The 24208-nt window shown below is 60.4% G+C and carries 24 protein-coding genes; 9 read left to right on the top strand and 15 right to left on the bottom strand.

Translation table 11 applies throughout. From position 1 onward, the window contains the following. Positions 1 to 35 precede the first annotated feature (35 nt). The 5 genes from hemJ to coq7 all read left to right on the top strand — a co-directional run bounded on the left by hemJ (position 36) and on the right by coq7 (position 3480). Positions 36 to 461: a protoporphyrinogen oxidase HemJ gene (gene hemJ, locus ABEH28_RS21485; RefSeq protein ID WP_192173082.1), complete on the top strand. Its 426-nt coding sequence runs from the start codon at positions 36 to 38 to the stop codon at positions 459 to 461. Positions 462 to 507: 46 nt separating this feature from the next. Beyond that, positions 508 to 1440: a DUF805 domain-containing protein gene (locus ABEH28_RS21480; RefSeq protein WP_346631022.1), complete on the top strand. Its 933-nt coding sequence runs from the start codon at positions 508 to 510 to the stop codon at positions 1438 to 1440. A 55-nt stretch (positions 1441 to 1495) separates the two neighbouring features. Then, the gene (locus ABEH28_RS21475; RefSeq protein WP_282372471.1) at positions 1496 to 2281 is read left to right on the top strand and encodes an SDR family oxidoreductase; all 786 of its coding nucleotides are present in this window, start codon (positions 1496 to 1498) and stop codon (positions 2279 to 2281) included. Positions 2282 to 2367: 86 nt separating this feature from the next. Beyond that, on the top strand, positions 2368 to 2706 hold the full coding sequence (locus ABEH28_RS21470; RefSeq protein ID WP_065991361.1) for a histidine triad nucleotide-binding protein: 339 nt from the start codon (positions 2368 to 2370) through the stop codon (positions 2704 to 2706). A 126-nt stretch (positions 2707 to 2832) separates the two neighbouring features. Beyond that, the gene (gene coq7 / locus ABEH28_RS21465) at positions 2833 to 3480 is read left to right on the top strand and encodes a 2-polyprenyl-3-methyl-6-methoxy-1,4-benzoquinone monooxygenase (RefSeq protein WP_282372473.1); all 648 of its coding nucleotides are present in this window, start codon (positions 2833 to 2835) and stop codon (positions 3478 to 3480) included. Positions 3481 to 3584: 104 nt separating this feature from the next. Here coq7 and speD read toward each other — a convergent pair whose 3' ends face one another. Continuing rightward, positions 3585 to 4379: an adenosylmethionine decarboxylase gene (speD, locus tag ABEH28_RS21460; protein WP_037019204.1), complete on the bottom strand. Its 795-nt coding sequence runs from the start codon at positions 4377 to 4379 to the stop codon at positions 3585 to 3587. 235 nt (positions 4380 to 4614) lie between these two features. Beyond that, positions 4615 to 5037, bottom strand: a complete 423-nt coding sequence (locus ABEH28_RS21455; protein WP_192173086.1) for an OsmC family protein — start codon at positions 5035 to 5037, stop codon at positions 4615 to 4617. 206 nt (positions 5038 to 5243) lie between these two features. On the opposite strand from ABEH28_RS21455, the gene crp reads away from it, so the two are divergent. Then, positions 5244 to 5888: a cAMP-activated global transcriptional regulator CRP gene (gene crp, locus ABEH28_RS21450; RefSeq protein ID WP_346631021.1), complete on the top strand. Its 645-nt coding sequence runs from the start codon at positions 5244 to 5246 to the stop codon at positions 5886 to 5888. A 26-nt stretch (positions 5889 to 5914) separates the two neighbouring features. Here the strand turns inward: crp and ABEH28_RS21445 are convergent, their stop codons facing one another. The 4 genes from ABEH28_RS21445 to ABEH28_RS21430 are packed head-to-tail and all read right to left on the bottom strand — an operon-like array spanning position 5915 to position 9160. Then, a complete protein-coding gene (locus ABEH28_RS21445) occupies positions 5915 to 6610 on the bottom strand; it encodes a lipoate--protein ligase family protein (protein WP_192173088.1) in 696 nt (231 codons plus the stop codon). Positions 6611 to 6659: 49 nt separating this feature from the next. Then, on the bottom strand, positions 6660 to 7496 hold the full coding sequence (gene trpC, locus ABEH28_RS21440; protein WP_346631020.1) for an indole-3-glycerol phosphate synthase TrpC: 837 nt from the start codon (positions 7494 to 7496) through the stop codon (positions 6660 to 6662). Beyond that, positions 7493 to 8542, bottom strand: coding sequence for an anthranilate phosphoribosyltransferase (trpD, locus tag ABEH28_RS21435; RefSeq protein WP_192173234.1), 1050 nt, complete (start codon positions 8540 to 8542; stop codon positions 7493 to 7495). The genes trpC and trpD overlap by 4 nt, the downstream gene beginning before the upstream one ends. Before the next feature lie 18 nt (positions 8543 to 8560). Beyond that, positions 8561 to 9160 (bottom strand): aminodeoxychorismate/anthranilate synthase component II, encoded by a 600-nt coding sequence (locus tag ABEH28_RS21430; protein WP_282372476.1) that lies wholly within the window; start codon positions 9158 to 9160, stop codon positions 8561 to 8563. 471 nt (positions 9161 to 9631) lie between these two features. Here ABEH28_RS21430 and estP point away from each other — a divergent pair, with 471 nt between their 5' ends. Continuing rightward, entirely contained in the window at positions 9632 to 11572 is a 1941-nt protein-coding gene (gene estP / locus ABEH28_RS21425) for an esterase EstP (protein ID WP_346631019.1), read from the top strand. Positions 11573 to 11756: 184 nt separating this feature from the next. On the opposite strand, the gene trpE is transcribed toward estP, so the two are convergent. From trpE to ABEH28_RS21405, 4 genes are all read right to left on the bottom strand, one after another. Further along, complete coding sequence (trpE, locus tag ABEH28_RS21420; RefSeq protein WP_346631018.1) at positions 11757 to 13238, bottom strand: anthranilate synthase component I; 1482 nt, start codon at positions 13236 to 13238, stop codon at positions 11757 to 11759. Positions 13239 to 13306: 68 nt separating this feature from the next. Continuing rightward, the gene (locus ABEH28_RS21415; RefSeq protein WP_346631029.1) at positions 13307 to 14089 is read right to left on the bottom strand and encodes a phosphoglycolate phosphatase; all 783 of its coding nucleotides are present in this window, start codon (positions 14087 to 14089) and stop codon (positions 13307 to 13309) included. 47 nt (positions 14090 to 14136) lie between these two features. Then, positions 14137 to 14808, bottom strand: a complete 672-nt coding sequence (gene rpe, locus ABEH28_RS21410; protein ID WP_122624536.1) for a ribulose-phosphate 3-epimerase — start codon at positions 14806 to 14808, stop codon at positions 14137 to 14139. Positions 14809 to 15004: 196 nt separating this feature from the next. After that, the gene (locus tag ABEH28_RS21405; protein ID WP_192173093.1) at positions 15005 to 15997 is read right to left on the bottom strand and encodes a hypothetical protein; all 993 of its coding nucleotides are present in this window, start codon (positions 15995 to 15997) and stop codon (positions 15005 to 15007) included. A 313-nt stretch (positions 15998 to 16310) separates the two neighbouring features. Between ABEH28_RS21405 and ABEH28_RS21400 the strand changes: the two genes are divergently transcribed. Continuing rightward, positions 16311 to 17804: a helix-turn-helix transcriptional regulator gene (locus ABEH28_RS21400; RefSeq protein WP_282372481.1), complete on the top strand. Its 1494-nt coding sequence runs from the start codon at positions 16311 to 16313 to the stop codon at positions 17802 to 17804. Between the two features lie 137 nt (positions 17805 to 17941). Next, positions 17942 to 18199 carry a CsbD family protein gene (locus tag ABEH28_RS21395; protein ID WP_346631017.1) on the top strand — a complete coding sequence of 86 codons (258 nt, stop codon included), beginning with the start codon at positions 17942 to 17944 and terminating at the stop codon, positions 18197 to 18199. Between the two features lie 23 nt (positions 18200 to 18222). Here the strand turns inward: ABEH28_RS21395 and ABEH28_RS21390 are convergent, their stop codons facing one another. The 5 genes from ABEH28_RS21390 to ABEH28_RS21370 form a co-directional block, all read right to left on the bottom strand. Further along, the gene (locus tag ABEH28_RS21390) at positions 18223 to 19371 is read right to left on the bottom strand and encodes an iron-containing alcohol dehydrogenase (protein ID WP_346631016.1); all 1149 of its coding nucleotides are present in this window, start codon (positions 19369 to 19371) and stop codon (positions 18223 to 18225) included. Positions 19372 to 19634: 263 nt separating this feature from the next. Beyond that, positions 19635 to 20459 carry an ABC transporter permease gene (locus ABEH28_RS21385; RefSeq protein ID WP_346627140.1) on the bottom strand — a complete coding sequence of 275 codons (825 nt, stop codon included), beginning with the start codon at positions 20457 to 20459 and terminating at the stop codon, positions 19635 to 19637. Between the two features lie 11 nt (positions 20460 to 20470). Then, positions 20471 to 21718, bottom strand: a complete 1248-nt coding sequence (locus tag ABEH28_RS21380) for an ABC transporter permease (protein ID WP_346631015.1) — start codon at positions 21716 to 21718, stop codon at positions 20471 to 20473. Positions 21719 to 21829: 111 nt separating this feature from the next. Further along, on the bottom strand, positions 21830 to 22861 hold the full coding sequence (locus ABEH28_RS21375) for a polyamine ABC transporter substrate-binding protein (RefSeq protein WP_346631014.1): 1032 nt from the start codon (positions 22859 to 22861) through the stop codon (positions 21830 to 21832). A 90-nt stretch (positions 22862 to 22951) separates the two neighbouring features. Then, positions 22952 to 24076, bottom strand: a complete 1125-nt coding sequence (locus ABEH28_RS21370) for an ABC transporter ATP-binding protein (RefSeq protein ID WP_192173097.1) — start codon at positions 24074 to 24076, stop codon at positions 22952 to 22954. Between the last annotated feature and the right edge of the window lie 132 nt (positions 24077 to 24208).

Raw genomic sequence — 24208 nt, 5'->3', positions numbered from 1 at the left:
ACTATTTGGCACCGTGTTCCTGGAAACAAATCAAAATGCTCTATCTCTGGATCAAAGCCCTGCATATCGTCGCCATGGTGTGCTGGTTCGCAGCCCTGTTCTATCTTCCGCGGTTGTTCGTCTATCACGCCATGAGCGAAGACTCGGTTAGCCGCGAGCGTTTCTGCACCATGGAGCGCAAGTTGTACCGGGGCATCATGATTCCCTCGATGATCGCCACACTGGTATTCGGTATCTGGCTGATCGTCCTGGCCCCGGGTTTCCTGCAGCAAGGCTGGTTGCATGCCAAGCTCACCCTGGTCGTCCTGCTGATTGGCTATCACCACGTGTGCGGCGCTCAGGTCAAACGCTTCGCGCGCGGAGAACCAGGCCGCAGCCATGTGTTCTATCGCTGGTTCAACGAGATACCGGTGTTGATCCTGCTGGCTGTGGTCATTCTGGTAGTCGTCAAACCGTTCTGACGCGCACTGCTCACATCGTATGAACTCAAAAGACAAGGAAGCCAGCATGGCGGAGCACTTCAAGATCGTTTTCGAGGGACAGTTGCGGACAGGTGTTGAGCTGGAAACAGCGCGCCTGAACCTGGCGCAGCTGTTCAAGACCGACGTTTCCGGCGTTGATCGTCTATTCACCGGCAACCCGGTGACCATCAAGCGCAGTCTGACGCGGGACGACGCGCAGCGTTATCTCGCGGCGCTGAACGATGCGGGTGTCGAAGGCCGTATCGAACCTGAGGAGCCGGTATCACTGAGCCTTGAAGAAGTCGTTGAACACTCGCCCCAGCGTCCATACTTCGAACCCGCGGCATCGCCCTACGCGCCGCCGCGCACACCGGTTGCACAAGACTGGCCCGCCGTCGGCGAATTAAAGGTGTTTACCACTCAAGGGCGGATCGGCCGTCTGCGCTATCTGGCGTGGAGCATGGCGCTGGTGGGCGTGGCCATACTGGTCGCCGCCCTGTGTGTCGGCGTTCTCAGCGTTTCGCTCGTGGCGGGAGGGCTGCTGGGCACCGTCGCGTTCGTCGCGTTTGTCGTCATCAGTGTCCAGATCGGCGCCCAGCGCCTGCATGACGCCGGTATGTCGGCCTGGTTGCTGCTGCTGAATCTGGTGCCGGTGGTGGGCAGCTTCTTTCCAATCGTGATGATGGCCGTGCCCGGTAGCACAGGCCCTAATCAGTATGGTCCGCCGCCGCCCGCCAATACGCCACGCGTTAAAGCCCTCGCAGTAATCTGGCTTGTGGTACTGGCGCTGGCGATCGTGGCTGGGGTGATGGGTGGCCTGAAAACCATTCAGGAAGAAGTTGAAGCCACCACCAGCGCATACGAACAAGCATTGCCCTACGACGATGACACCAATGACACCAATGACGCGGAACAACCGACCGTCCCCGTTGATCCTGTAGATATTGGTGACTCGTCCGACAGCAACGACGACCAATAACTATCTGGCAGCAAGGACGCTGTCTCAATACGAGCTGCAAACACTGGAGAATTGCATGACCCGTTACGCCATGGTCACAGGGGCATCCAGCGGTATTGGCCTGGCGATGGCAGAAGCCCTCGCCCGCCGGGGTCGCAACCTTATTCTGGTGGCCAGGCACCGGGAGATGCTCGAAAGCATTGCACTTGAGTTCACCCAACGGTTTGGCGTCGAGGTGCTGTTCCGCGCCTGCGATCTGGGTGAACCGCTGCGCCTCTCGGGCTTTCTGCTAGAGCTCGAAGAGGGCGCGCGAAGCATCGATTTGTTGGTCAACTGCGCGGGCATCGGCAACAGCGGGCCGTTTCTCGCTCAAGAATGGGCGCAAGAGCAGGACCTGCTCGACCTTAATGTGCTCGCATTGACGCGGCTGTGTCACACGGTTGGCAACCTGATGGCGGTCCAAGGCGGCGGTCAGATTCTCAACGTTGCTTCGATCATGGGCTTTCAACCAGGGCCGTGGATGAGCACCTACGCCGCGAGCAAAGCGTATGTACTGCATTTTTCCGAGGGGCTTCGCGAGGAGCTGCATAAAACCGGCGTGAAGGTTTCGGTGTTGTGCCCCGGGCCGACGCGAACGGCGTTTTTCCGCACCGCACAGCTGGACGCCGGCAAGTTCACCCACGACAAACACATGACCGCCGAAGAAGTTGCGCTGTACACGGTTCGCGCGCTGGAAAAGAACCGTGCGGTGATTATCCCGGGTTGGCGTAACAGGCTGCTGACGCGGGTTCCGCGCTTCGCCGGTCGCTGGATGACGCGAAAACTCTGGGGCTCGATTCTCAAATCTCGTACGTCAGTCTGACGCGACCCGTCGCAACAAACGGCTGGGCGTGACCCGGGACGCTCAGTACACTGCCTTCATCCCCCTCGAAACGGAGCAAGAAGGCTGTGGATACTTTGTTCACCAAGATCATCAACCGCGAAATCCCGGCGAAGATCATCTACGAAGATGATCAAGTGCTGGCCTTTCACGACATCGCCCCACAGGCGCCAGTGCATTTTCTGGTCATTCCGAAGAAGCCGATCGCCACCCTCAACGACGTGACTGAAGACGATAAAGGGCTGCTGGGCCATATCCTGTTCACGGCGCAGCGCCTGGCGAAAGAACTGGGTTGCGAGGACGGCTTTCGCGTGGTCATGAACACCAACGAGAAAGGCGGGCAGACCGTTTATCACATTCACATGCACGTGCTGGGTCAGCGCCAGATGAACTGGCCGCCGGGCTGAGTCACCGCGTTCGGATTCTATCGACCTGCCGAGTGCGTGCCTTGCGCCTCGGCGGGCTGACGCCGGACAAGCCCGGCTTCATCGTTTGCGGTAGACTGGCCATCGTGGATTTACCCGGAGGCGCCCATGGCTACCGAACGTCACTACTCCCCTATCGACCGTTTTCTGCTTCAGGCCGATGCTGCGATGAAGACGCTGCTGCCCGTCAGCGCGCACGCACACCGTCCCTCGCCTGCCATTGTTCAACCCGATATCAAGATGAATGAGACCGACACCCGACATGTCGCCGGGCTCATGCGCATTAATCACACCGGCGAAGTCTGTGCTCAGGCGTTGTATCAGGGGCAGGCGCTTACCGCGAAACTGCCTCAGGTGCGCAAAGCCATGGAGCACGCCGCCGAGGAAGAAATCGACCACCTGGTGTGGTGCGAGCAACGCATTCATCAGTTGGGCAGTCATACCAGTGTGCTCAACCCGCTGTTCTACGGCGCTTCGTTCGGCATCGGCGCAGTGGCGGGCTTGATCAGTGATCGGATCAGCCTGGGCTTTGTTGCCGCGACGGAAGATCAAGTCTGCAAGCATTTGAATGAGCATCTGGAGCAATTGCCGGTCGAGGACGAGAAGTCCCGTGCGATTCTCAAACAGATGTGTGCCGACGAGGAGCAACACGCCGAAAGCGCGATCGAGGCAGGCGGATTCCGCTTTCCGGCACCGGTGAAATTCGGCATGAGCCTGATCGCCAAAGTCATGACCAAGACCACCTACAGGATCTGACCGAAACTGCGATTTCGGGCTGTTATTACGGAGCCCGATTATCGTTGAAAGCCAGATACAAAGAAGGCGCCTCTAGAGGCGCCTTTTTTTGTACCGCTGAAACCTTAGACCGGCATGTTGCGGCCGTAGAAGATTTCGAGCATCTCGTGCTTCACGCGACCAGTCACCTGCTCGCGCTGCTCAGCGGAGAGATTGCTGGTGGCGTCACCGAACAGGTAGTTGTCCAGCTCGAACTGCTTGAGCAGCATTTTCGTGTGGAACAGGTTTTCCTGGTACACGTTCACGTCAGTCATCTGGTAGCTGTCGCGGGTGTCGTCGGAAAGGTAATTCTGGATCGAGTTGATCTCGTGGTCGATGAAGTGCTTCTTGCCTTCGACGTCACGGGTGAAACCGCGCACACGATAGTCGACGGTCACGATGTCGGACTCGAACTTGTGGATCAGGTAGTTCAGCGCTTTCAACGGCGAGATCACGCCGCAGGTCGACACGTCGATGTCCACTCGGAAGGTGGCGATGCCGTCTACGGGATGGATTTCAGGATAGGTGTGAACCGTGATGTGGCTCTTGTCCAGGTGCGCGAGGATTGTTTCCGGGAGCGGACCCGGCGATTCTTCGATCTGGCTGTCAGTCGGCGTGACCGGCTGCTCGGAGATCAGAATGGTCACACTGGCGCCTTGTGGGTCATAGTCCTGACGCGCGATGTTCAGGATGTTCGCGCCAATGATATCGACGACATCGGTGAGAATCCGCGTCAGGCGTTCGGCGTCGTACACGCTGTTGATGTACTCGACGTAAGCCTGCTGGTCTTGCGGGGTTTCCGCATAGCAGATGTCATAGATGTTGAAGCTCAAGGTCTTGGTCAGGTTATTGAACCCGTGGAGCTTGAGTTTGCTTTTCACCGTTAAAAACTCTCTATATGGGTGCGGCGCTGGCCGCGTGATCAAGCATGCCCGTCAACTGAGCCCGGCTCAGCTGCGTAGGACGGTTAACACCTCTTCGCGTTGGCGATTTTGGTTGTCTGGTCGGAGGCGAGCCGGCTATCCGGCGGTCGCGCCCTGAAAAAGGGGCGCATTATGCAGACGTCAGAAGTCGCATGCCATAGCCTGCACCGCTTTTGTGAAAATTGAGCGTTGCTCAGCCCAGTTCGATGATCTCGTAATCGTGGGTGATTTCGACGCCCGCATTACCCAGCATGATCGATGCCGAGCAGTATTTCTCGGCCGACAACTCGATCGCACGCTTGACCTGCGTTTCTTTCAGACCGCGTCCTTTAACCACAAAGTGCAGGTGGATCTTGGTGAACACCTTGGGATCTTCGCTGGCGCGCTCTGCTTCCAAAAACGCCTCGCAGCTCTCGATGGGCTGACGTGCTTTCTTGAGGATGCTGACCACGTCGTAGTTACTGCAGCCACCCAAGCCAATCAGCACCATTTCCATCGGGCGAACACCCAGGTTGCGACCGCCGCTTTCGGGTGGGCCATCCATCACGACCACATGGCCGCTGCCGGACTCACCGAGGAACATCGACTCACCCGCCCATTGAATACGCGCCTTCATCACCGGACTCCAATGCTTGAAAAATGGCGGCCAGCTTAGCACAGGGCCCTACCATCGCTGAGTGGACTGGACATGCCCGAAAACGACCGAAATGTAGGAAGTGTCTGAAAAAAAGGCTAATTGCCGCTGTTGAACTGCGTTAAATCGGAAATACTGCCGATACCTCTAGGAATGCCTCAGGGCGCAGTTTTTTACGGGATACAGCCATGCTCGCCGTGCCGCCTCCGAACAAGATGAAAATCGCCGACAAACTGCTGCCGCACGCCCAGCGACGACGATGCCCGGCGAAGAGCAACATCATTTGCGCAGGCGAAGAATCGGACTCGCTATACCTGATCATCAAGGGCTCGGTGACGATCCTGATCGAAGACAACGAAGGCCGCGAGATGATTGTGGCCTACCTGAACAGCGGGGATTTCTTTGGCGAACTGGGGCTGTTTCAGCAGACGGCCGCCGGCGCCCAGCGCAGCGCCTGGGTGCGTGCTAAAACCGAATGTGAAGTGGCCGAAATCAGCTACGCCAAATTCCGCGAGCTCAGTCAGCATGACCCTGAGTTGATGTACGCCATCGGTGCGCAGATCGCCGAAAGGCTGCGCAACACCACGCGCAAGGTCGGCGATCTGGCGTTTCTGGACGTCACCGGGCGCGTTGCCCGCAGCTTGCTCGATCTATGCAAACAGCCCGACGCGATGACCCACCCCGATGGCATGCAGATCAAGATCACCCGCCAGGAGATTGGCCGTATCGTGGGATGTTCCCGAGAAATGGTCGGTCGTGTGCTCAAGTCGCTCGAAGAGCAGAATCTGGTGCATGTCCGGGGCAAAACCATGGTGGTGTTCGGCACCCGCTAACGACGTGCTCGATGCCCGCAGCGGAATCAGATCCGGGCGAGCAGGCGTTCGTATCGTTCCCTCAGGCGGGTTAGAAAATCCGGCGCGTCAAATAGCTCATGCAAAGCAATATGGCTTTCTGCTTTGCATCGTTGATCCAGCTCACAGGTCTCATTGAAGCGGTTGACCGCGTTGACCATTGCCACGCGCTCGTCATCCAGCAGCATCGCGGCATGGGCCAACACCACCGGCCGTTTGCCACCCTGACTCTGGCGCCAGCGCTGCGCGGTGCCGACCATCTTGCGAGCGTTGAGGTTGACGTTGAAGCGGCCATCGCAGAAGGCGCCTTCGACTTCGCCCAGGGATGCAGCGCCGCCCAGCTCCCCCAGGGTATCGAGGATCGGCTGACACAGGCGCATGTAGGCATTTTCGATGCGGTCGCGATCCAGATCGGTGTCCGGCTGGACATACACGAGCGCCACATTGACGGTTGAAGAAGATTGCGGCACCGGCTCGCCGCCACTTTCACGCAACAGGACGGGCCAGCCACTGTCGGCGAGGGTTTCGCTGGCTTCAGTGAAGCCGGGAAGCCGACTCAACCGGCGTGGCATAACCAACGCGCGATCAATAGGCCGCCAGAACAGCAAGCCACTGTCAGCGTGGCCATCACACACCGACGCCAGGAGGTCTTGCTCGGCCTTGAGGCCGGCTTCAACGCAGGTTTCCAAGAGCTGAAGGGTCATGCTGCCTCCTGACGCGAAGAGCGATGGCTTTCTGGCCTACAACCCTGGATCAGTCCAGCCCGCCGGACTTGATCGCCGTGCCTTTCTCCGGGAAGAACAGTCTCTGCAGTTCCACGCCCGGCTTCTCGGCGCGCATGAACGCCTCGCCCACCAGGAAGGAATAGACATCGCTGATTTCCATGAGCTCGACATCGGCGCGGTGGAAAATACCGCTTTCGGTAATGACCAGCCGATCACGGGGAATACGTGGCAGCAGGTCGAGGGTAGTTTCCAGGCTGACGTCGAACGTGTGCAAGTTGCGGTTGTTGACGCCCACCAGCGGGGTGTCGAGGGTTTTGAGTGCCCGCTCCAGCTCGTCGCCATCGTGGACTTCAACCAGCACGTCGAGGCCGACATCTTTGGCGACCGATGCCAGCTCGGACATCTTCACATCATCCAGTGCCGACACGATCAACAGGATGCAATCGGCGCCCAATGCCCGTGCTTCGACAATCTGATACGGGTCGATCATGAAGTCCTTGCGGATCACCGGCAGCGAGCACGCCGCCCGGGCTTGCTTCAGATACTCGTCAGCGCCCTGGAAGAAATCGATGTCGGTCAATACGGAAAGACACGTCGCCCCGCCCGCTTCGTAGCTCTTGGCGATTTCCGCCGGCTGGAAGTTTTCGCGGATCACGCCTTTGCTCGGCGAAGCCCTCTTGATTTCTGCAATCACGGCCGGCTGCTTGCGCTTGGCCTGAGCAATCATTGCTTTAGCGAACCCACGCGGCGCATCGGCTGCGGCGGCCAAGGTTTCCAATTCGGCGAGGCTGACGCTGGCACGGCGCGCAGCGACTTCCTCGACCTTTCGGGCCAGAATCTTTTCCAATACCGTCGGCACGCTCATTCTTCATTCTCCTGCTTGAATACCGCGGTAAAGGCACCCAGTTCTTCCAGCTTCTCGCGGGCCAGGCCCGTGTGCAATGCGTCGTGGGCCAAGGCCACGCCTTCTCTCAATGACGACGCATGGTCAGCCGCGTAAAGCGCGGCGCCGGCGTTGAGCACGATCATTTCAGCAGCTTTCTGGCCGTGCTCGGATTTGCGCCGACCCAACGCGTCGCGAATCAATTCCAGCGACTGCGCCGGGCTGTCGACCACCAGGCCGAACAGGCTCTGGCTCTTCATGCCCAGATCTTCCGGCTGCACCCAGTATTCGGTCACTTCGCCGTTCTTCAGTTCCGCGACAAACGTCGGCGCGGCGATGCTGAATTCGTCCAGGCCATCCTGGGAGTGCACCACCAGCACGTGTTTGCTGCCCATGCGCAGTAGCACCTCGGCCAATGGCCGGCACAGCGCCTGACTGAACACGCCGACCACCTGATGCTTGACGCCGGCAGGATTGGTCAGTGGACCGAGCATGTTGAACAGGGTCCGCAGGCCCAGTTCCTTGCGTGGCCCGGCGGCGTGCTTCATGGCGCCATGATGGGTCTGCGCGAACATGAAGCCGATACCGACGCTGTCGATGCAGCGCGCCACTTGCACTGGGGTCAGGTTCAGGTAAACGCCTGCGGCTTCCAGCAAATCAGCGCTGCCGCTCTTGCCGGAGACCGCGCGATTGCCGTGTTTGGCCACTGTGCAACCGGCCGCCGCGATCACGAATGAAGCGGCGGTCGAGACGTTGAAGATGTTCGCCCCATCGCCACCGGTGCCGACGATATCGACCACGCCGTCCAGCGTCTTGAGCTGGACCTGATCCGCCAGCTCGCGCATGACCGACACGGCACCGACGATTTCGTCGATGCTTTCGCTCTTCATGCGCATGCCCATCAGGAATGCGCCGATCTGCGCCTGTGTGCACTGGCCGGTCATGATTTCGCGCATGACGTCGCGCATTTCATCGGTGCTCAGGTCCAGTTGATTCACAACCCGGCCCAGCGCCGTTTTGATATCCATTGCCATGTCGAATTGCCCTTAACCCTGACGGGTGCCGCCGGTCTGCTTGAGGAAGTTGGCGAACAGCTCGTGGCCCTGCTCGGAAAGAATCGACTCAGGGTGAAATTGAACGCCCTCAACGTTAAGGGTTTTGTGTCGCAGGCCCATGACTTCATCGACCGAGCCGTCTTCGAGCTGAGTCCAAGCGGTTAATTCCAGGCAGTCCGGGAGTGTCTCGCGCTTGACCACCAGCGAGTGATAGCGGGTCACAGTCAGCGGATGCTTGAGGCCTTCGAACACGCCTTTGTCTTCGTGGATCAGCTCGCTGGTCTTGCCGTGCATGACCTGGCGCGCACGCACTACGTCGCCGCCAAACGCCTGGCCGATTGACTGATGGCCCAGGCAGACGCCGAGCACAGGCAGCTTGCCGGCAAAGTGTTTGATCACGTCAATGGACACGCCGGCTTCGTTCGGCGTGCACGGGCCGGGGGAAACGACAATGCGCTCGGGGTTCAGGGCTTCGATTTCGGCGACGGTCATCTCGTCGTTGCGAATGACTTTGACGTCGGCACCCAGCTCGCCCAGGTACTGCACGACGTTGTAGGTGAAGGAGTCGTAGTTATCGATCATCAGCAGCATGGTGCTTAACCTTTTGAATGACTGACTTTATAACGTGGCCTTCTGTTTACTGACCTCAGTGGCACGCAGAGGGGTCGCAGGAAGTGTTCCGGCGAGGCACTGCAAAACCGAGGCATCAGAAGGCATATCAATACAGATCCGGCGGGGCCGGCGGGGGAAATAGTCAGGCGCGCCAACGCCAACGGGCGTGGCCCTTGATAACGCGCATCAAGAAGCTGCTGACAATCGACACAGGAAAGGTCTCGTTCATACGTTGCCGCACAGTAGCGTACCGCCGCAGGCCGCGCAATATCGCAGTGCCCGGATGGCGCGGCTCAGAGGCCGATTGGCAGGATTTGAACGTTCGCAAGGTGCAGATTGCAGCGTGGAAGGCGGTACAGAATATTTGCCGTGAATGCCACAGCATCGTGGGTGATTTATGTCGCGGCTGCTACCTTCTCGTACAGCACTAAAACAATAAGGGATGCCCCCATGCTCAAAGCCACACTGCGCTGGCCGTTCGCGGCTTGCCTGCTCTCGCTCGCTTGCTCCTCCGCCCTGGCCGCCTCTTCCCCCTATTCAACGATGATCGTGTTCGGCGACAGCCTCGCCGACGCCGGACAGTTCCCCGATGCGGGCGGACCACCGGGCGCGACCTTGCGCTTCACCAACCGCACCGGCCCGACGTACCTCAACGGCAGCGGAGAGGCATTCGGTCTGAACTCATCAACGTTGCTGGGCGGAATGCTTGGCGTGGCGCCCGGTGATTTGCAGGCGTCGACCTCCCCCGTTCGCGCGGCGCAAGGGTTGGCGGACGGCAATAACTGGGCCGTGGGCGGCGACCGGACCGATCAGATCCTCGCGGCGATCACCACCCAATCACAGGTTGCCAACACCGATGCGTCGACGGGCGTCACGACGGTGTTCCGGACACGACCCGGTTATCTGGTTGAAAACAGCTCGCGGGCTGACCCGAACGCCCTTTACTACCTGACCGGGGGCGGCAACGACTTCCTTCAGGGCCGGGTGCTGAGTGCGGGACAGGCCGTCAACGCTGCCAACAACCTGGCGAACGGCGCACAAATCCTGTCCCAGGCCGGCGCGCGTTACATCATGGTCTGGCTGCTGCCGGACATCGGCCGCACACCCGCTGTATTCGGCACGCCATTACAGGGGCCATCGACGTTGCTGAGCGGGGTGTTCAACCAGCAGTTGGTCAATCGGCTGGGGCAAATCGATGCCGAAGTCATTCCGCTCAATGTCCCGGGGCTCATACGTGATGTCCTGACCGACCCGGCGCGCTACGGGCTGGCGGCCGATCAGAACTTGGTTGGCACCTGTTTCAACGGCAACAACTGCACCGCCAACAGCGTCTACGGGATTGGCGGCCTGACCCCTGATCCGACCAAGCTGCTGTTCAACGACGGCGTGCACCCGACGGTTGCGGGTCAACGCCTTATCGCCGATTACGGGTATTCGATTCTGTCGGCACCGTGGGAGATCACCTTGCTGCCGGAAATGGCCAACGGCACATTGCGCGCGCAACAGGATGAACTGCGCAGTCAATGGCTGGCGGACTGGGGCAACTGGCAGAACGTTGGTGAATGGCGCGCCATCGTCGCCGGCGGCGGTCAGAAAATGGATTTCGACGCGCAAAGCAATTCCGCCAGCGGCGACGGTCATGGCTACAACCTCACAGTGGGTGGCAGCTACCGCTTCGCCGAGGATTGGAGAGCCGGCCTGGTTGCGGGCGCTTACCGGCAAACCCTCGAAGCCGGTGCCAAGGACTCGGACTACAAACTCAACAGCTATATCGCGACCGCGTTCGTGCAATATCAGGCGCAACACTGGTGGGCGGACCTGGCCGCTTCGGGCGGAAAGCTCGACTACGACAACCTCAAGCGCAAGTTCGCGCTGGGCATCAGCGAAGGGGCAGAGAAAGGCGACACCGACGGCGACCTGTGGGCCATCAGTGGCCGCGTGGGCTTTGATCTGGCCGAGCAGAGCAGTCGCTGGCATTTCTCGCCGTTCATCAGCGCCGACTATTCCCACGTCAATGTCGATGGCTATTCGGAGAACAGTGCGCGCGCGACGGCACTTAATTACGACGACCAGACGCGCAAGTCGAAACGGTTAGGCGCGGGGCTGCAAGGCAAGTTCGACGTCACGCCGCAGACTCAAGTGTTTGGCGAAGTGGCCCATGAGCGCGAGTTCGACACCGATCAGCAGGACGTGACCATCGCGCTGAACAGCGTGCCGGGCGTGGACTTTGATCTGAAAGGCTATGACCCCCAGCGCAGTCTGAATCGTGCAAGCGTGGGCCTGAGCCAGAAACTGGCGCCGGACCTGACGCTGCGGGCCGGCTATAACTGGCGCAAGAATGATGACGTGACGCAGCAAGGGGTGAATCTGGCGGTGAGTCTGGATTTCTGACGCACTTAAAACATGTCGGAGCGCCCTGGGTGGCGCTCCACCTACTCGCGAAGGTTTCGTTGAGCACGCTAAAGATTTAGCGGCGCGGAATCAGCCTTCGCGAGCAAAGCTCACTCCTACAACGGATTGGTGTTCGGCATAAAAAACGGCGCCCCGTGCGCCGTTTTCATGAGCAGACCAACCATCAAGCCTCAGGCGTCTGCTGCGCCAGGGCTACCGCTCGGAACATGGCGCGGCGCTTGTTGAGGGTTTCTTCCCACTCCAGCGCTGGCACAGAGTCGGCGACAATGCCGCCACCGGCCTGCACGTGCAGCTCGCCGTTTTTGATCACGGCGGTGCGAATGGCAATCGCGGTGTCCATGTTGCCGTTCCAGGCAAAGTAGCCCACGGCGCCGCCGTACACCCCGCGCTTGACCGGCTCCAGCTCGTCGATGATTTCCATCGCACGAATCTTCGGCGCGCCCGACAACGTGCCCGCCGGCAAGATGGCCCGCAGCGCATCCATCGCCGTCAGGCCGCTTTTCAGCTGACCGGTCACGTTGGACACGATGTGCATGACATTTGAATAACGCTCGATGACCATCTTCTCGGTGAGCTTCACCGAGCCGACTTCCGAAACGCGCCCAGTGTCGTTGCGTCCCAGATCGATGAGCATCAGGTGCTCGGCAATCTCTTTGTCATCGGACAGCAGATCGACTTCCAGCGCGTGATCTTCTTCTTCGGTGGCGCCACGGGGACGCGTCCCGGCAATCGGGCGCACGGTGATCAAGTTGTCTTCGACCCGCACCAGCACTTCCGGCGAACTGCCGACGACATGGAAGTCGCCGAAGTTGAAGAAGTACATGTACGGCGTCGGATTGAAGCACCGCAGCGCGCGATACAGGTCGATCGGGGCGGCGCTGAAGTCGATGGACATGCGCTGGGACGGTACGACCTGCATGCAATCGCCCGCCAGGATGTATTCCTTGATGGTGTCGACGGCTTTTTCATAATCCGACTGGGTGAAGCTGGAACGGAACACCGGATCCGCCGCCTGCGGACGGGTCAGGTCCAGCCCACGACGGGGCGTGATCGGCTGGCGCAATTTCTCCATCAACGCTTCGAGTCGCGCCAGGCCATCTTCGTAGGCTTCAAGCTCAGCCGGATCGACCAGCACGATCGCGTGCATCTTGCCGGCCAGGTTATCGAACACCACAACGGCATCGGACACCATCAGCAGAATATCCGGCACGCCCAACGGATCAGGATTGGGGCACTTGCCCAGACGCGGCTCTACATAACGCACGCAGTCATAACCGAAGTAGCCCACCAGGCCGCCGTTGAAGCGTGGCAGACCGGCGATGGTCGGGACGTTGTAGCGCGCCTTGAAGGTCTCGACGAAATCCAGCGGGTCTTTGACTTCCAGGCGCTCGATCTCGACGCCGTCGTGGGTCACGCTGACGGTATGGTCATGCACGCGCATGACGGTGCGGCATGGCAGCCCGATGATCGAATAACGCCCCCACTTCTCCCCGCCCTGCACCGACTCAAGCAGATAGGAGTTGGGCTCGTCAGCCAGCTTCAGATAGATCGACAGCGGCGTATCGAAGTCGGCCAGGGTTTCGTAGCCAAGGGGAATGCGGTTGTAGCCTTCAGCGGCCAAACGCAGGTATTCTTCGCGGGTCATATCAGCCTCGTGGTCTGAGGGAAAACGGTCAGGGATGCAAACGCGCCGGGGCTCCGGCCAGATTCAAGTCAGGCGCGCCAACGCCAGCGGGCCAGGGCCTTGATGACTTTCATCCAGAGTTTGCGAGTGACCACCACGACGGATTCTCTAAAGGAGGGAGACTTGAGGTCGGGCAACGTTATCTCAGCGCCTTGCGCTAAGCAACCGGCAGAACTGCCCGGAATCAGCATGCGCAAATCGTCGATGACCAGTGCCGGTGACTCTTCCGCGATCGGGCGTCCGTGGTTGTAGCCGTAACTCAGCGCCACACAGGCCACACCCGCCGCTTTCGCCGCCAGCACGTCGTTGCGCGAGTCACCCACGAACAGTGACTGCGACCCCGGTACGCCGGCCATTTTCATGACAAAGAACAGCGCCGCCGGGTCGGGTTTCTGCTGCGGCAGCGTGTCGCCACCCACGATCCAGCGAAAGAACCGGCCGAGCTTCAGGTCATCCAGCAACGGCGCAACAAAGCGCTCCGGCTTGTTGGTGATCAGCGCCATCTCGACGCCCATCTTCTGCAGCCATTTCAGGGTTTCCCGCACGCCAGGGTAGACCTTGGTCAGCGCGTGACTGCCGCTGTAGGCCTCCATGAAAATCGCCAGCGCAGCCTCCGAGGACTCTTCATCCACGGCGGTGTGATCCATGCCGTTCGCCAACGCGCGGCGTACCAGCACGCGCACACCGTTGCCGATCCAGTCACGTACCCGTTCGATTCCTGCCGGCGGCCGGCCAAGCTGGATCAAGGTTTTATCCACAGCTGCAGCCAGATCCGGCACCGAGTCGACCAGTGTGCCGTCGAGGTCGAACATGATCAGCTTGGGCAGACGGCCCGGAAACAGCTGCTCGAAGCCGCTGGTCAACGGGCCAACGCCAGTTCTGCGTGCATCTTCGCAATGACTTCGCGGTAATCAGGCGCGTTGAAAATGGCCGAGCCTGCGACGAAGGTGTCGGCACCGGCTGCGGCGATCTCGCGGATGTTGTTGACGTTGACGCCGCCGTCGATCTCCAGACGGATGTCGCGACCGGACGCGTCAATGAGCGCGCGGGCCTCGCGCAGCTTGTTGATCGTGCCGGGGATGAATTTCTGACCGCCGAAGCCCGGGTTGACGCTCATGAGCAGGATCATGTCGACCTTGTCCATGACGTATTCGAGCAGGTTCAGCGGGGTCGCCGGGTTGAACACCAGACCCGCCTTGCAGCCGCCTTCGCGGATCAGTTGCAGAGAGCGGTCGATGTGCTGGGTTGCTTCCGGGTGGAAGGTGATGAAGGTTGCCCCGGCGTCGATGAAGTCGCCGATGATGCGATCCACCGGGCTGACCATCAGGTGAACGTCGATGGGCGCGGTGATGCCGTATTTGCGCAATGCCGCGCAGACCATCGGTCCGATCGTCAGGTTGGGGACGTAGTGGTTGTCCATGACGTCGAAGTGGACGATGTCGGCGCCAGCGGCCAGGACGTTGTCGACTTCCTCTCCCAGGCGGGCGAAATCGGCGGACAGAATCGAAGGAGCAATAGCGAAGGGCTGCATGACGCACCTTTTATGAGCGAAATCACGGTGGCGCGCATTGTACTCCAAGAGTTTGAAACGTGCGTTGGGTCGCACGAGAGTGATCCGAGCGGCGTGACTCAGGGTGCGTCAACGGCACAAGGCCCGGTGCGACAGCATTGCGCACCGGGCCCAGGCTTGATTCGGGGATTCAGAATCAAAAGAGACGGCTGAAACCTTACACGGTCTCGACCAGCAGACGAGGACGCGAGCTCAGGGCATAACGGGCCAGACCAAAGCTCAACGCCGCGCCGATGATCAGCATGAAGAACGTGCCCCACGCCGCCTTGGCGACCTGCTTGGCCGCGACATCCGCCGCTTCACGGGCCTGTTGCTCAGCTTGCTGCTTGAGCTCTGCCACTTTCGCCGCGGCTTGCTGATAGGCCTGGGCATAGTTGTCGACGATCTGCTGCGCCTCGGCTTTGCTCTTGCCGGTGCGGGCCGCAACGATGTTGACCAGCGCGTCCTTGTCGGCAGCGTTCAAGGCCGGTTCGCCGGCTTTTTGGACGCGATCAAACCACTGCTTCAACTGATCGCCGGCCTGGGTTGGATCGGTAGACGCCTGCTCTGCAGTCTGCTTGGCATCGGCGCCAGCCACGTCAGCTTTCTGATCCAGCTTCGAAGGATCGAGCTCTGGCTTGCCGGACTGCTTAAGCGTGGTGTCCAGCTGTGATTTCAGGCTGTCCCAATCCAGGCTGATGCCGTTCTTATCCAGCTGTTGCTTGATGCTCTGGCCCACACCGGGTGCGGCAGCAGCCACGCCGTCGGCCGCCAGGGAAATACCCTTGCCGGCGATGTTGCCGGCAGTGCCGACGAGCGAGCCGGCCAGCGACGCGAGGAGCCAGGTGGTCAGCAACGTGCTGACCGTCCAGCTGAGCAAACCATGCAGACCACCACGGTCCGGCGCAGTACGACCCGACACCCAGGCACCGGCGGCAATGGCCACTAGGGTACTGATAAACAACCAGGCGCCGGCGCCCTTGCCGAAACCGCTGAGCGGGTTGCCTTGAGCCATCGGATCAAGCGCGCCCGCGCCGATCGCCGTGCCAAGCACGCTGAGCACCAGATAGGTCACCAGCGTGATTGCCGCACCAGCGAACACCGATCCCCAAGACACTCGAAACGGCGAAGCGCTGCCCAGAACAGCAGATGTTGCGTAGGTCGAAGCCATGAAAATTTCCTCTGGTGCAGGGGGTGCACATCAGGCGTGCAACCGACGTATCAGTGCAAATGCACCACCTGCGTTGATAAGGGCGAGCCTGCGAGGGCGGACTCACCGCGTCTTATGAGACGTGAAACCAGTTTGATCAGCGCGTTGAGAGATGTGATGGCGCATTTGCACCGCTTCGGCTGGTGCATTCGCACCGACCCTCGCAAGCACGGCTGCACTAAGCTGCAGCACTAAGCTTTTGCCAGCCGGTCCGATAGCGTGGAGCGCCCGGCTGACCGAAGCCCGACCGCATTGAGACGTCAGGAGAGCAAGCATGTCAGAGGCCATCCTCGCCAGAGAAACCAACCGCCGCCAGTTGCAGCAGATCATCTCGGGTCTGTCGGACGGGGTGATGCTGGTGGAGGTCGATCAGACCATCATCTGGGCCAACGAAGCGGCGCTGCTGATGCACGGGGTCGAAGAGATCAGCGAACTGGGCGCCAACGGCGAGGCCTATCGCGAAAAGTTTTCCCTGCGTTATCGCAACAATCATCCGCTGGACGTTGACCAATATCCGATCAGCCGCGTGGCGGCAGGCGAGGTGTTCAGCGACGTGCTCATCGAGGTCAGCAAGATCGGTGAAGAAGAGGAGCGCAGCTGGGTCCATCGCGTCCGCAGCATGGTGCTTGAAGACAGCACCGGCACTCCCGAATCGCTGGTGCTGATCCTCGCCGACGCAACGGAGTGGGCCGGCGCCGAGCAGCGCTTCGAAAAGACCTTCAACGCCAACCCCGCCCCCGCCGTGATCTGCCGCCTGAGTGATCTGCGCTTCATCAAGGTCAATCAGGGCTTTCTGGAAATGACCGGGCACTCGAGAGAGAACGTGATTGGCCGCTCGGTGTACGAGGTGGACGTGCTGGAAAATGCCGAGCGCAAGGACCTCGCCATCGAGCGTCTGAATCAGGGCGCGACCATCCCGCAGATGCAGGCTGAGCTGAAGTTGCCGGAGGGCGGTACCAAACTGGTCATCGTCGCCGGGCAGCCGCTGGACATGAACGAAGAAGATTGCATGCTGTTTTCGTTCACCGACCTTGAGCCGAGACGCAAAGCCGAAACCGCGCTGCGCCAGAGCGAAGAGCGTTTTGCCAAAGCGTTCAAGCTGACGCCGGTGCCGACACTGGTGTGTACAGCTGATCGGCAACAGATCGTCGAAGCTAACGAGGCGTTCTTCAGCACACTCGGTTACACCCCCCAGGAGCTGATTGGCCGGACTGTCGCGGAGTTAGGCTTCATTGAGGACGGCGCGGTGATGGACGGGCTGTTCAACGTCCTGGAAACCACCGGCCGCGTCGACGGGCTCGACCTGAAGGTCCGCAAGAAAGGCAGCGAGTCGCTGGACTGCATGCTGGCCGCTGACACAGTGACGATTCAGGACAACGCCTGCTACCTCTTCGTACTGATGGACATTACCGAGCGCAAGCGATCCGAGCTTGAGCTGGTGGAGGCCATCGAAACAGTGATGCAGGACGCCTCATGGTTCAGCCAGACGCTGATCGAAAAGCTGGCCAATGCCAAGCGGGTCAACAGTCGACAGATGCCCAGCGCTTCATTCACCGACCTGACCGCTCGCGAGCGGGATGTGCTGGGTTTGATCTGTGAGGGGCTGGCGGACAAAGAGATCGCTGCACGGCTGAACCTGGCGCTCAACACCATTCGCAACCATGTCGCGACGGTGTATTCCAAGCTCGACGTGCACAGCCGGGCGGAAGCCATTGTCTGGGCGAGGGAGCGAAACCTGTTCGCCAATCAGGGCAAAAGTAAACGCTGAGTGATGCAAATGCGCCAGTGCCTCTGGTGCATAGTCACCTTCATGGAGTGATGCCCGGGCTCTAAGCTATCAGTGTGGCTGACCCGTCTGGGTCAGCGAGATATTCATCACTGATACTCATTTCCTGGAGCCAAGATATGAAAAGCGAACAAGTGAAAGGCGTTCTGGAACAGGCAGCTGGCAAGGCCCAAGACGTCTTCGGCAACCTGACCGGTGACGAGCGCAGCCAAATGGAAGGCAAGGCGCGTCAAGCGGCGGGTGAGCTGCAGGAACGTTACGGCGATCTGCTGGACGAAGTGGCGACCTTCACCCAGCAACGGCCACGTACCACGCTGATGGTGCTCGCCGGCCTGACGCTGACCGTCGGCTGGTTGCTGGCCCGTCGTCGCGGTTGACGTTCCTGGCCTGGCCAGCCGGATCAATAGGCCGCGCGGTAGATTTTCTCGATGTCGGCGGCGGTCAGTTTCCGCGGGTTGTTGCGCATGAGGCGATCGATCTTGCTGGCCTCCTCAGCCATCGCGGGAATGGCGTCTTCGGGCACATTGAAGCTGCGCAGGCCAGACGGGATTCCCACCGCTGCGCACAAGTCGGCCATGGCTTTCACGGCCAGATCGGCGGCGTCCCTGTCGCTCAAATGCGCGACGCGGACGCCCATCGCGTCGGCAATGTCGCGCATCCGTTCGACGCAGGCCAGTTTGTTCCACTCCATCACGTAGGGCAGCAGCAGCGCGTTGCTGACGCCGTGAGCGATGTTGAAACGCCCTCCCAGCGGATACGCCAGCGCATGCACCGCGCCAACCCCGGCATTGCCGAACGCCATACCGGCCATGAGACTGGCGGTGGCCATGTCTTCTCGCGCTTGCAAGCTGGACGGATTGGCGTAGGCCTTGGGCAGCGCTTTGACGATCAGCTTGATGGCGCCCAACGCGATGGCGTCGGTGATCGGCGAAGCATTCACTGATAAATAGGCTTCGATGGCGTGCACCAGGGCATCGACTCCGCTGGCTGCCGTGACACTGCGCGGACAGGTCAGGGTCATCAACGGGCTGACCAGCGCGACGTCGGGCAACAGATAATCGCTGACGATGCCTTTTTTCAGCTGGGCCTGTTTGTCCGAAAAGATCGCCACGTTGGTGACTTCCGAACCGGTGCCCGCGGTGGTCGGAATGGCAATCAGTGGCGGGCCTTTGCGCTTGACCAGATCAACCCCGAATAACTCGGCCAGCGGCCCTTCGTGACTGGCGAACGCGGCGACGCCTTTGGCGATGTCAATAGCACTGCCGCCGCCCACGCCGATCAGGCCGTCATGACCGCCGTCACGGTAGGCCCGGGTGCAGTCTTCAACGATAGCGATTTCTGGCTCGGGTTTGACCTGATCAAACAAGCCATACCGACGGCCGCCCAATTGGGCCAGCGCGAGATCGACCGTTCCGGATTTGACCAGGATTGCGTCGGTGACGATCAGCGGGTTTTGAACGTTGAGCCGGGTTAGCTCGGCAGACAGCTGCTCGATGGCAGCCGGGCCGGTGATCAGTTTATTGGCGATTTTGAAGGCAGAAACGCTCATCGGGCTCGTCCTTTACGTTGTTGTTGGAGACGTGGCTCTTTTACAAGGCAGGGTGGCATGCGCTGAGTCAAACATAGACCGGATCGTGGGATGCGTCAGTTTTGTGGTGAAGCGGGGGAGTTAGATGGCATTTGTGGGACCGGCTTCAGCCGGGAAGAGGCCCATGTGTGCGCTATCAATTTTGCGGCGCGGCACCCGACGCCTTTTCGGCTAAAACCGGTCCTACCATTCGCGGCCCGGTCAGTTCCTGCGGCGGGGATTGATCATTCCACCGCCGTGCGCAGTTTCTCGCTGCGACCACGCAGCCATTCCAGCACCAGCAGCAACACCACCGAGAAGCCGATAAGCAACGTCGCGGCGGCGGCAATCGTCGGGCTGAGGTTTTCGCGGATGCCGCTGAACATCTGCCGCGGCAAGGTCGCCTGGCCCGGGCCTGCGAGGAACAGCGTGACCACCACTTCATCGAACGAGGTCGCGAAGGCGAACAGCGCCCCGGAGATCACACCCGGTGCAATCAGCGGCAGGGTCACACGCCGAAACGCTGTGGTGGGCGAAGCGCCCAGACTCGCCGCTGCGCGCACCAGGTTGTAATTGAAGCCCTGCAACGTGGCCGACACCGTAATGATCACGAACGGCACACCCAGCACGGCATGCACGAGGATCAGCGAGATATAGCTGTTGCCCAGACCCAGCGGCGCAAAAAACAGGTAGCTCGCCACCCCGACAATCACCACCGGCACCACCATCGGCGAAATCACCAGCGCCATTATCAGCGCCTTGCCGGGGAAGTTGCTGCGCGTCAGACCGATGGCCGCCAACGTCCCGAACCCCATGGCAAGTACCGTGGCAGCCGGCGCGACGATCAGGCTGTTCTTCAAAGCACGCATCCACTCCGCCGAGCCGAAAAAGTCCTGGTACCAGTGCAGCGAAAACCCCTGCAGCGGGTAGACCAGAAAGCTGCCGGAGTTAAACGACAGCGGCACTATCACCAGCACCGGCAGTACCAGAAACAACAGAATCAACCCGCACAGCGTGCGCAGCGTGTAATGCCAGACCCGCTCGATGGGCGAGGAATAAGGGCTCAACATGGTCGTTCTCCTCAGCTCAGACGCAGGCGGCTGGCGCCGACCAGCCAGTTATAGATCAGGTACAGCACGACGGTCGCCAGCAGCAGCAACCCGCCCAGCGCCGTCGCCATGCCCCAGTTGATGCTGGTGTTGGTGTAGAACGCCACGAAATAACTGACCATCTGATCGTTCGGGCTGCCCAGCAGCGCCGGGGTGATGTAGTAACCGATGGCGAGGATGAACACCAACAGACAGCCCGCGCCAACACCGGCGTAGGTCTGCGGGAAATACACGCGCCAGAAACTCGCGAACGGGTTGCAGCCCAGGGAGATCGCGGCGCGCATGTAGGTCGGCGAGATGCCCTTCATCACGCTGTAGATAGGCAGGATCATGAACGGCAACATGATGTGCACCATCGAGATGTAAACGCCGACCCGGTTGAACACCAATTCCAGCGGTTTATCGATGATGCCCATGGCCATCAGCGCGCCGTTGATCAGGCCGCTCGATTGCAGCAACACAATCCAGGCGGCGACGCGCACCAGGATCGACGTCCAGAAGGGCAGCAGGACCAGAATCATCAACAGGTTGCTCTGCCGTGCAGGCAGATTGGCCAGCAGGTACGCCAGCGGATACGCCAGCAGCAGGCAGATCACGGTGATCACCAGGCCCATCCAGAAAGTGCGGGCGAAGATGTCGATGTAAATCGCCTGATCGGGCGTCGCGGGCGCCACTTCACCGAGGTCATCAATGCGATGGTCGACAGCGGCCAGCAAGTAATAGGGGGTAAAGCTTGAGGTGTTGCGGCGGATCGCCTGCCAATACGCAGGATCGCCCCAGCGTTCATCGACGGCTTCCAGCGCTTCCTTATAAGAGGCCGGCTCTTCCTTGAAGGGCATGGCGCGGGCGGTTTTCGCCAACAAGCTGCGGTAGCCCGCCAACTCCTGGTTCAAGCGTTTGGACAAATCGCCCAGGGTCTGATTCTTGCGCGCTTCGGCCAGGTCCTGGCTCGCGGCTTTGTACACCGCCTCAGGCGGCAGCCCCTTGCCGTCCCATTTCGCCACTTCCACCACCGTGAGCGGCATGCCACCCACCACTTCCGGGTTGCTGACGCTTTTGTAGAGCAGTGCCGCGATCGGCACGAGAAACACCAGCAACAGGAAGATCACCAATGGCGCGATCAACGCCTGAGCCTTCCAGCGATTGACGCGCTCGGCACGGGCCAGGCGTTGCTTCAGGGTCGGGCTGGCGCCTTCAGTCAGGGGCACGGCGATGGCCATAGTGAACTCCGAAATCTTTGAACAAAGAGCGCGTCCTCTGCCCTGCTTTCAGACAGGTCAAACGACGCACCCGGATCTAACTCACAACGAAGCGCTTACTGGGCAGTGCTCTTATTTGGCGGCCCAAGAGTTGAAGCGCTGTTCCAGGGACTCACCGAAGTCGGCCCAGAATTTCACGTCGATCTGCACCTGATCCTTGATGTTCTCAGGGGTGGTCGGCATGTTTTTCAGGGTGTCAGCGCTCAACAACGGGACCGCGCCCGTATTGGCCGGGCCGTAAGCGATGTTTTCGGAATAGGTCTTCTGCTGCTCTGGCATGAGGGAGTACGCGATGAATTTCTTCGCTTCTTCGGCGTTTTTCGCGCCCTTCGGAATGGCCCAGGCGTCGAAGTCATACACGCCGCCGGTCCAGACCACTTTCAAGTTGCTCTCTTTCTGCACGGCAGCGATGCGACCGTTGTAGGCCGAGCTCATCACGACGTCGCCCGATTGCAGATATTGAGGCGGCTGTGCGCCCGCTTCCCACCACTGAATGCTTGGCTTGAGCTTGTCGAGCATCTTGAAGGCGCGGTCCTGGCCTTCCTTGGTCGCCAACACTTTGTAGACGTCTTTCGGCGCAACGCCGTCGGCCATCAGGGCAAATTCCAGGGTGTATTTGGCGCCCTTGCGCAGGCCTCGTTTGCCCGGGAATTTCTCGGTGTCCCAGAAATCAGCCCAACCGGTTGGTGCGGATTTCAGCTTGTCGGCGTTGTAGGCCAGCACGGTGGACCAGACGAAAAAGCCTACGCCGCACTCGGAAATTGCGCCCTTGACGTAGCTGTCCTTGTTGCCGAGATCGACCGAGGCCAGCGACTCGAACATGTCTTCGTCACAGCCGCGGGACAGCTCTGGCGACTCCACCTCCACCAGATCCCAGGTAACGCTTTTGGTGTCGACCATGGCTTTGACCTTGGCCATCTCACCGTTGTATTCGCCGGCGATGATCTTGCCGTTGCCGGCTTTTTCCCACGGCGCGTAGAAGGCCTGTTCCTGGGCCGCCTTGTTCGCGCCACCGAAGGAAATGACCGTCAGGTCCGCTGCCATGGCTTGCGCCGCGCACATCATGCCTACCGATAAGGCGGTGAGCTTCAATGTCTTGAGCATCAGTTTTTCTCTCCACGAACAATGTTGGTTAAGCGATGGGGCGATTTGGCTCGCCTCTGGGTTCTTCGGTTGACGCGTAACGCGGGTGTATCAATGTGCATCCAGCAACGGGTCCAGCGCGCGCGCGTGCTCGACCTGCCATCCGATGGGCACGACATCGCCAACGCTCAACGCCGGATCCAGCTCGGCGATGGGCTGCTTGACGAAGAAATCGGTTTTACCGGCCACTTCCAGGCGCACTCGCACGTGGTCGCCCAGGTAGATGAATTCGGCAACACGGCCGGAGAAGCGGTTGACGCAACTCTCGCTGCGGCCGTTGAGGTTTACGCGCTCGGGACGAATAGAGAGCGTGACCGGGCTGCCGGTGGCGCCGACGTTGATCGCCAGCGCTTCGACTTTTTCGCCGCGTGCCAGGCCCACTACACAACGGTCGCCGCTCTGGCTGAGCAAGGTGCCGTTGATGCGGTTGTTCTCGCCGATGAAGTTCGCGACGAAGGTGTTTTTCGGCTCTTCGTAGAGGGTGCGCGGCGGGGCGATTTGCTGGATCTCGCCTTGGTGGAACACCGCGACGCGGTCGGACATGGTCAGCGCTTCGCCCTGATCGTGGGTGACGTAAACGACGGTCACGCCCAGTCGCTGGTGCAGATGTTTGATTTCCATCTGCATGTGCTCGCGCAGTTGCTTGTCGAGCGCACCGAGGGGTTCGTCCATCAGCACCAGCTGCGGCTCGAACACCAGCGCGCGGGCCAGTGCCACCCGTTGCTGCTGGCCACCCGACAACTGCGCGGGGTAGCGATGGGCGAAGGTGCCGAGCTGGACCATGTCGAGGGCACGTTTGACCTTTTCGGCCACGTCGGTCTTGCTCATGCCGCGCACCGACAGCGGGAACGCGAGGTTCTCAGCGACCGTCATGTGCGGGAACAGCGCGTAGTTCTGGAACACCATGCCGATGTCGCGCTTGTGCGGCGGCACATTGTTGATCGAGCGGCCGGCCAGCAAAATCTCGCCAGCGGTGGGCGTCTCGAACCCGGCGAGCATCATCAGGCTGGTGGTTTTGCCGGAGCCGGACGGCCCGAGCAGGGTGAGGAATTCGCCTTTGCAAATATCCAGGTTGAGGTCTTTGACGATCAGGGCTTCGCCGTCGTAGCTCTTTTGCACACCGCGAAAGCTGACCAGAACATCACTCGCCCCAGCGCTTGAATCGACGTTGCTCATTGCCCACACCTTTGTTTGATCCACCGTAGGGATCAAACATAGATGAGCCTGAAGGCCGCGCAAATCGGGGCGTGAGAGAGAATGACCTAGGTGGGGTGGAAGGTTTCGGGTAGGGATTGCCCTACAGGGATG

The sequence above is a fragment of the Pseudomonas sp. Ps21-P2 genome, assembly GCF_039672565.1.
GTDB lineage: Bacteria > Pseudomonadota > Gammaproteobacteria > Pseudomonadales > Pseudomonadaceae > Aquipseudomonas.
The sequence above is the reverse complement of the archived record's forward strand: the minus strand, read 5'-3'. Positions and strand labels throughout refer to the sequence as shown.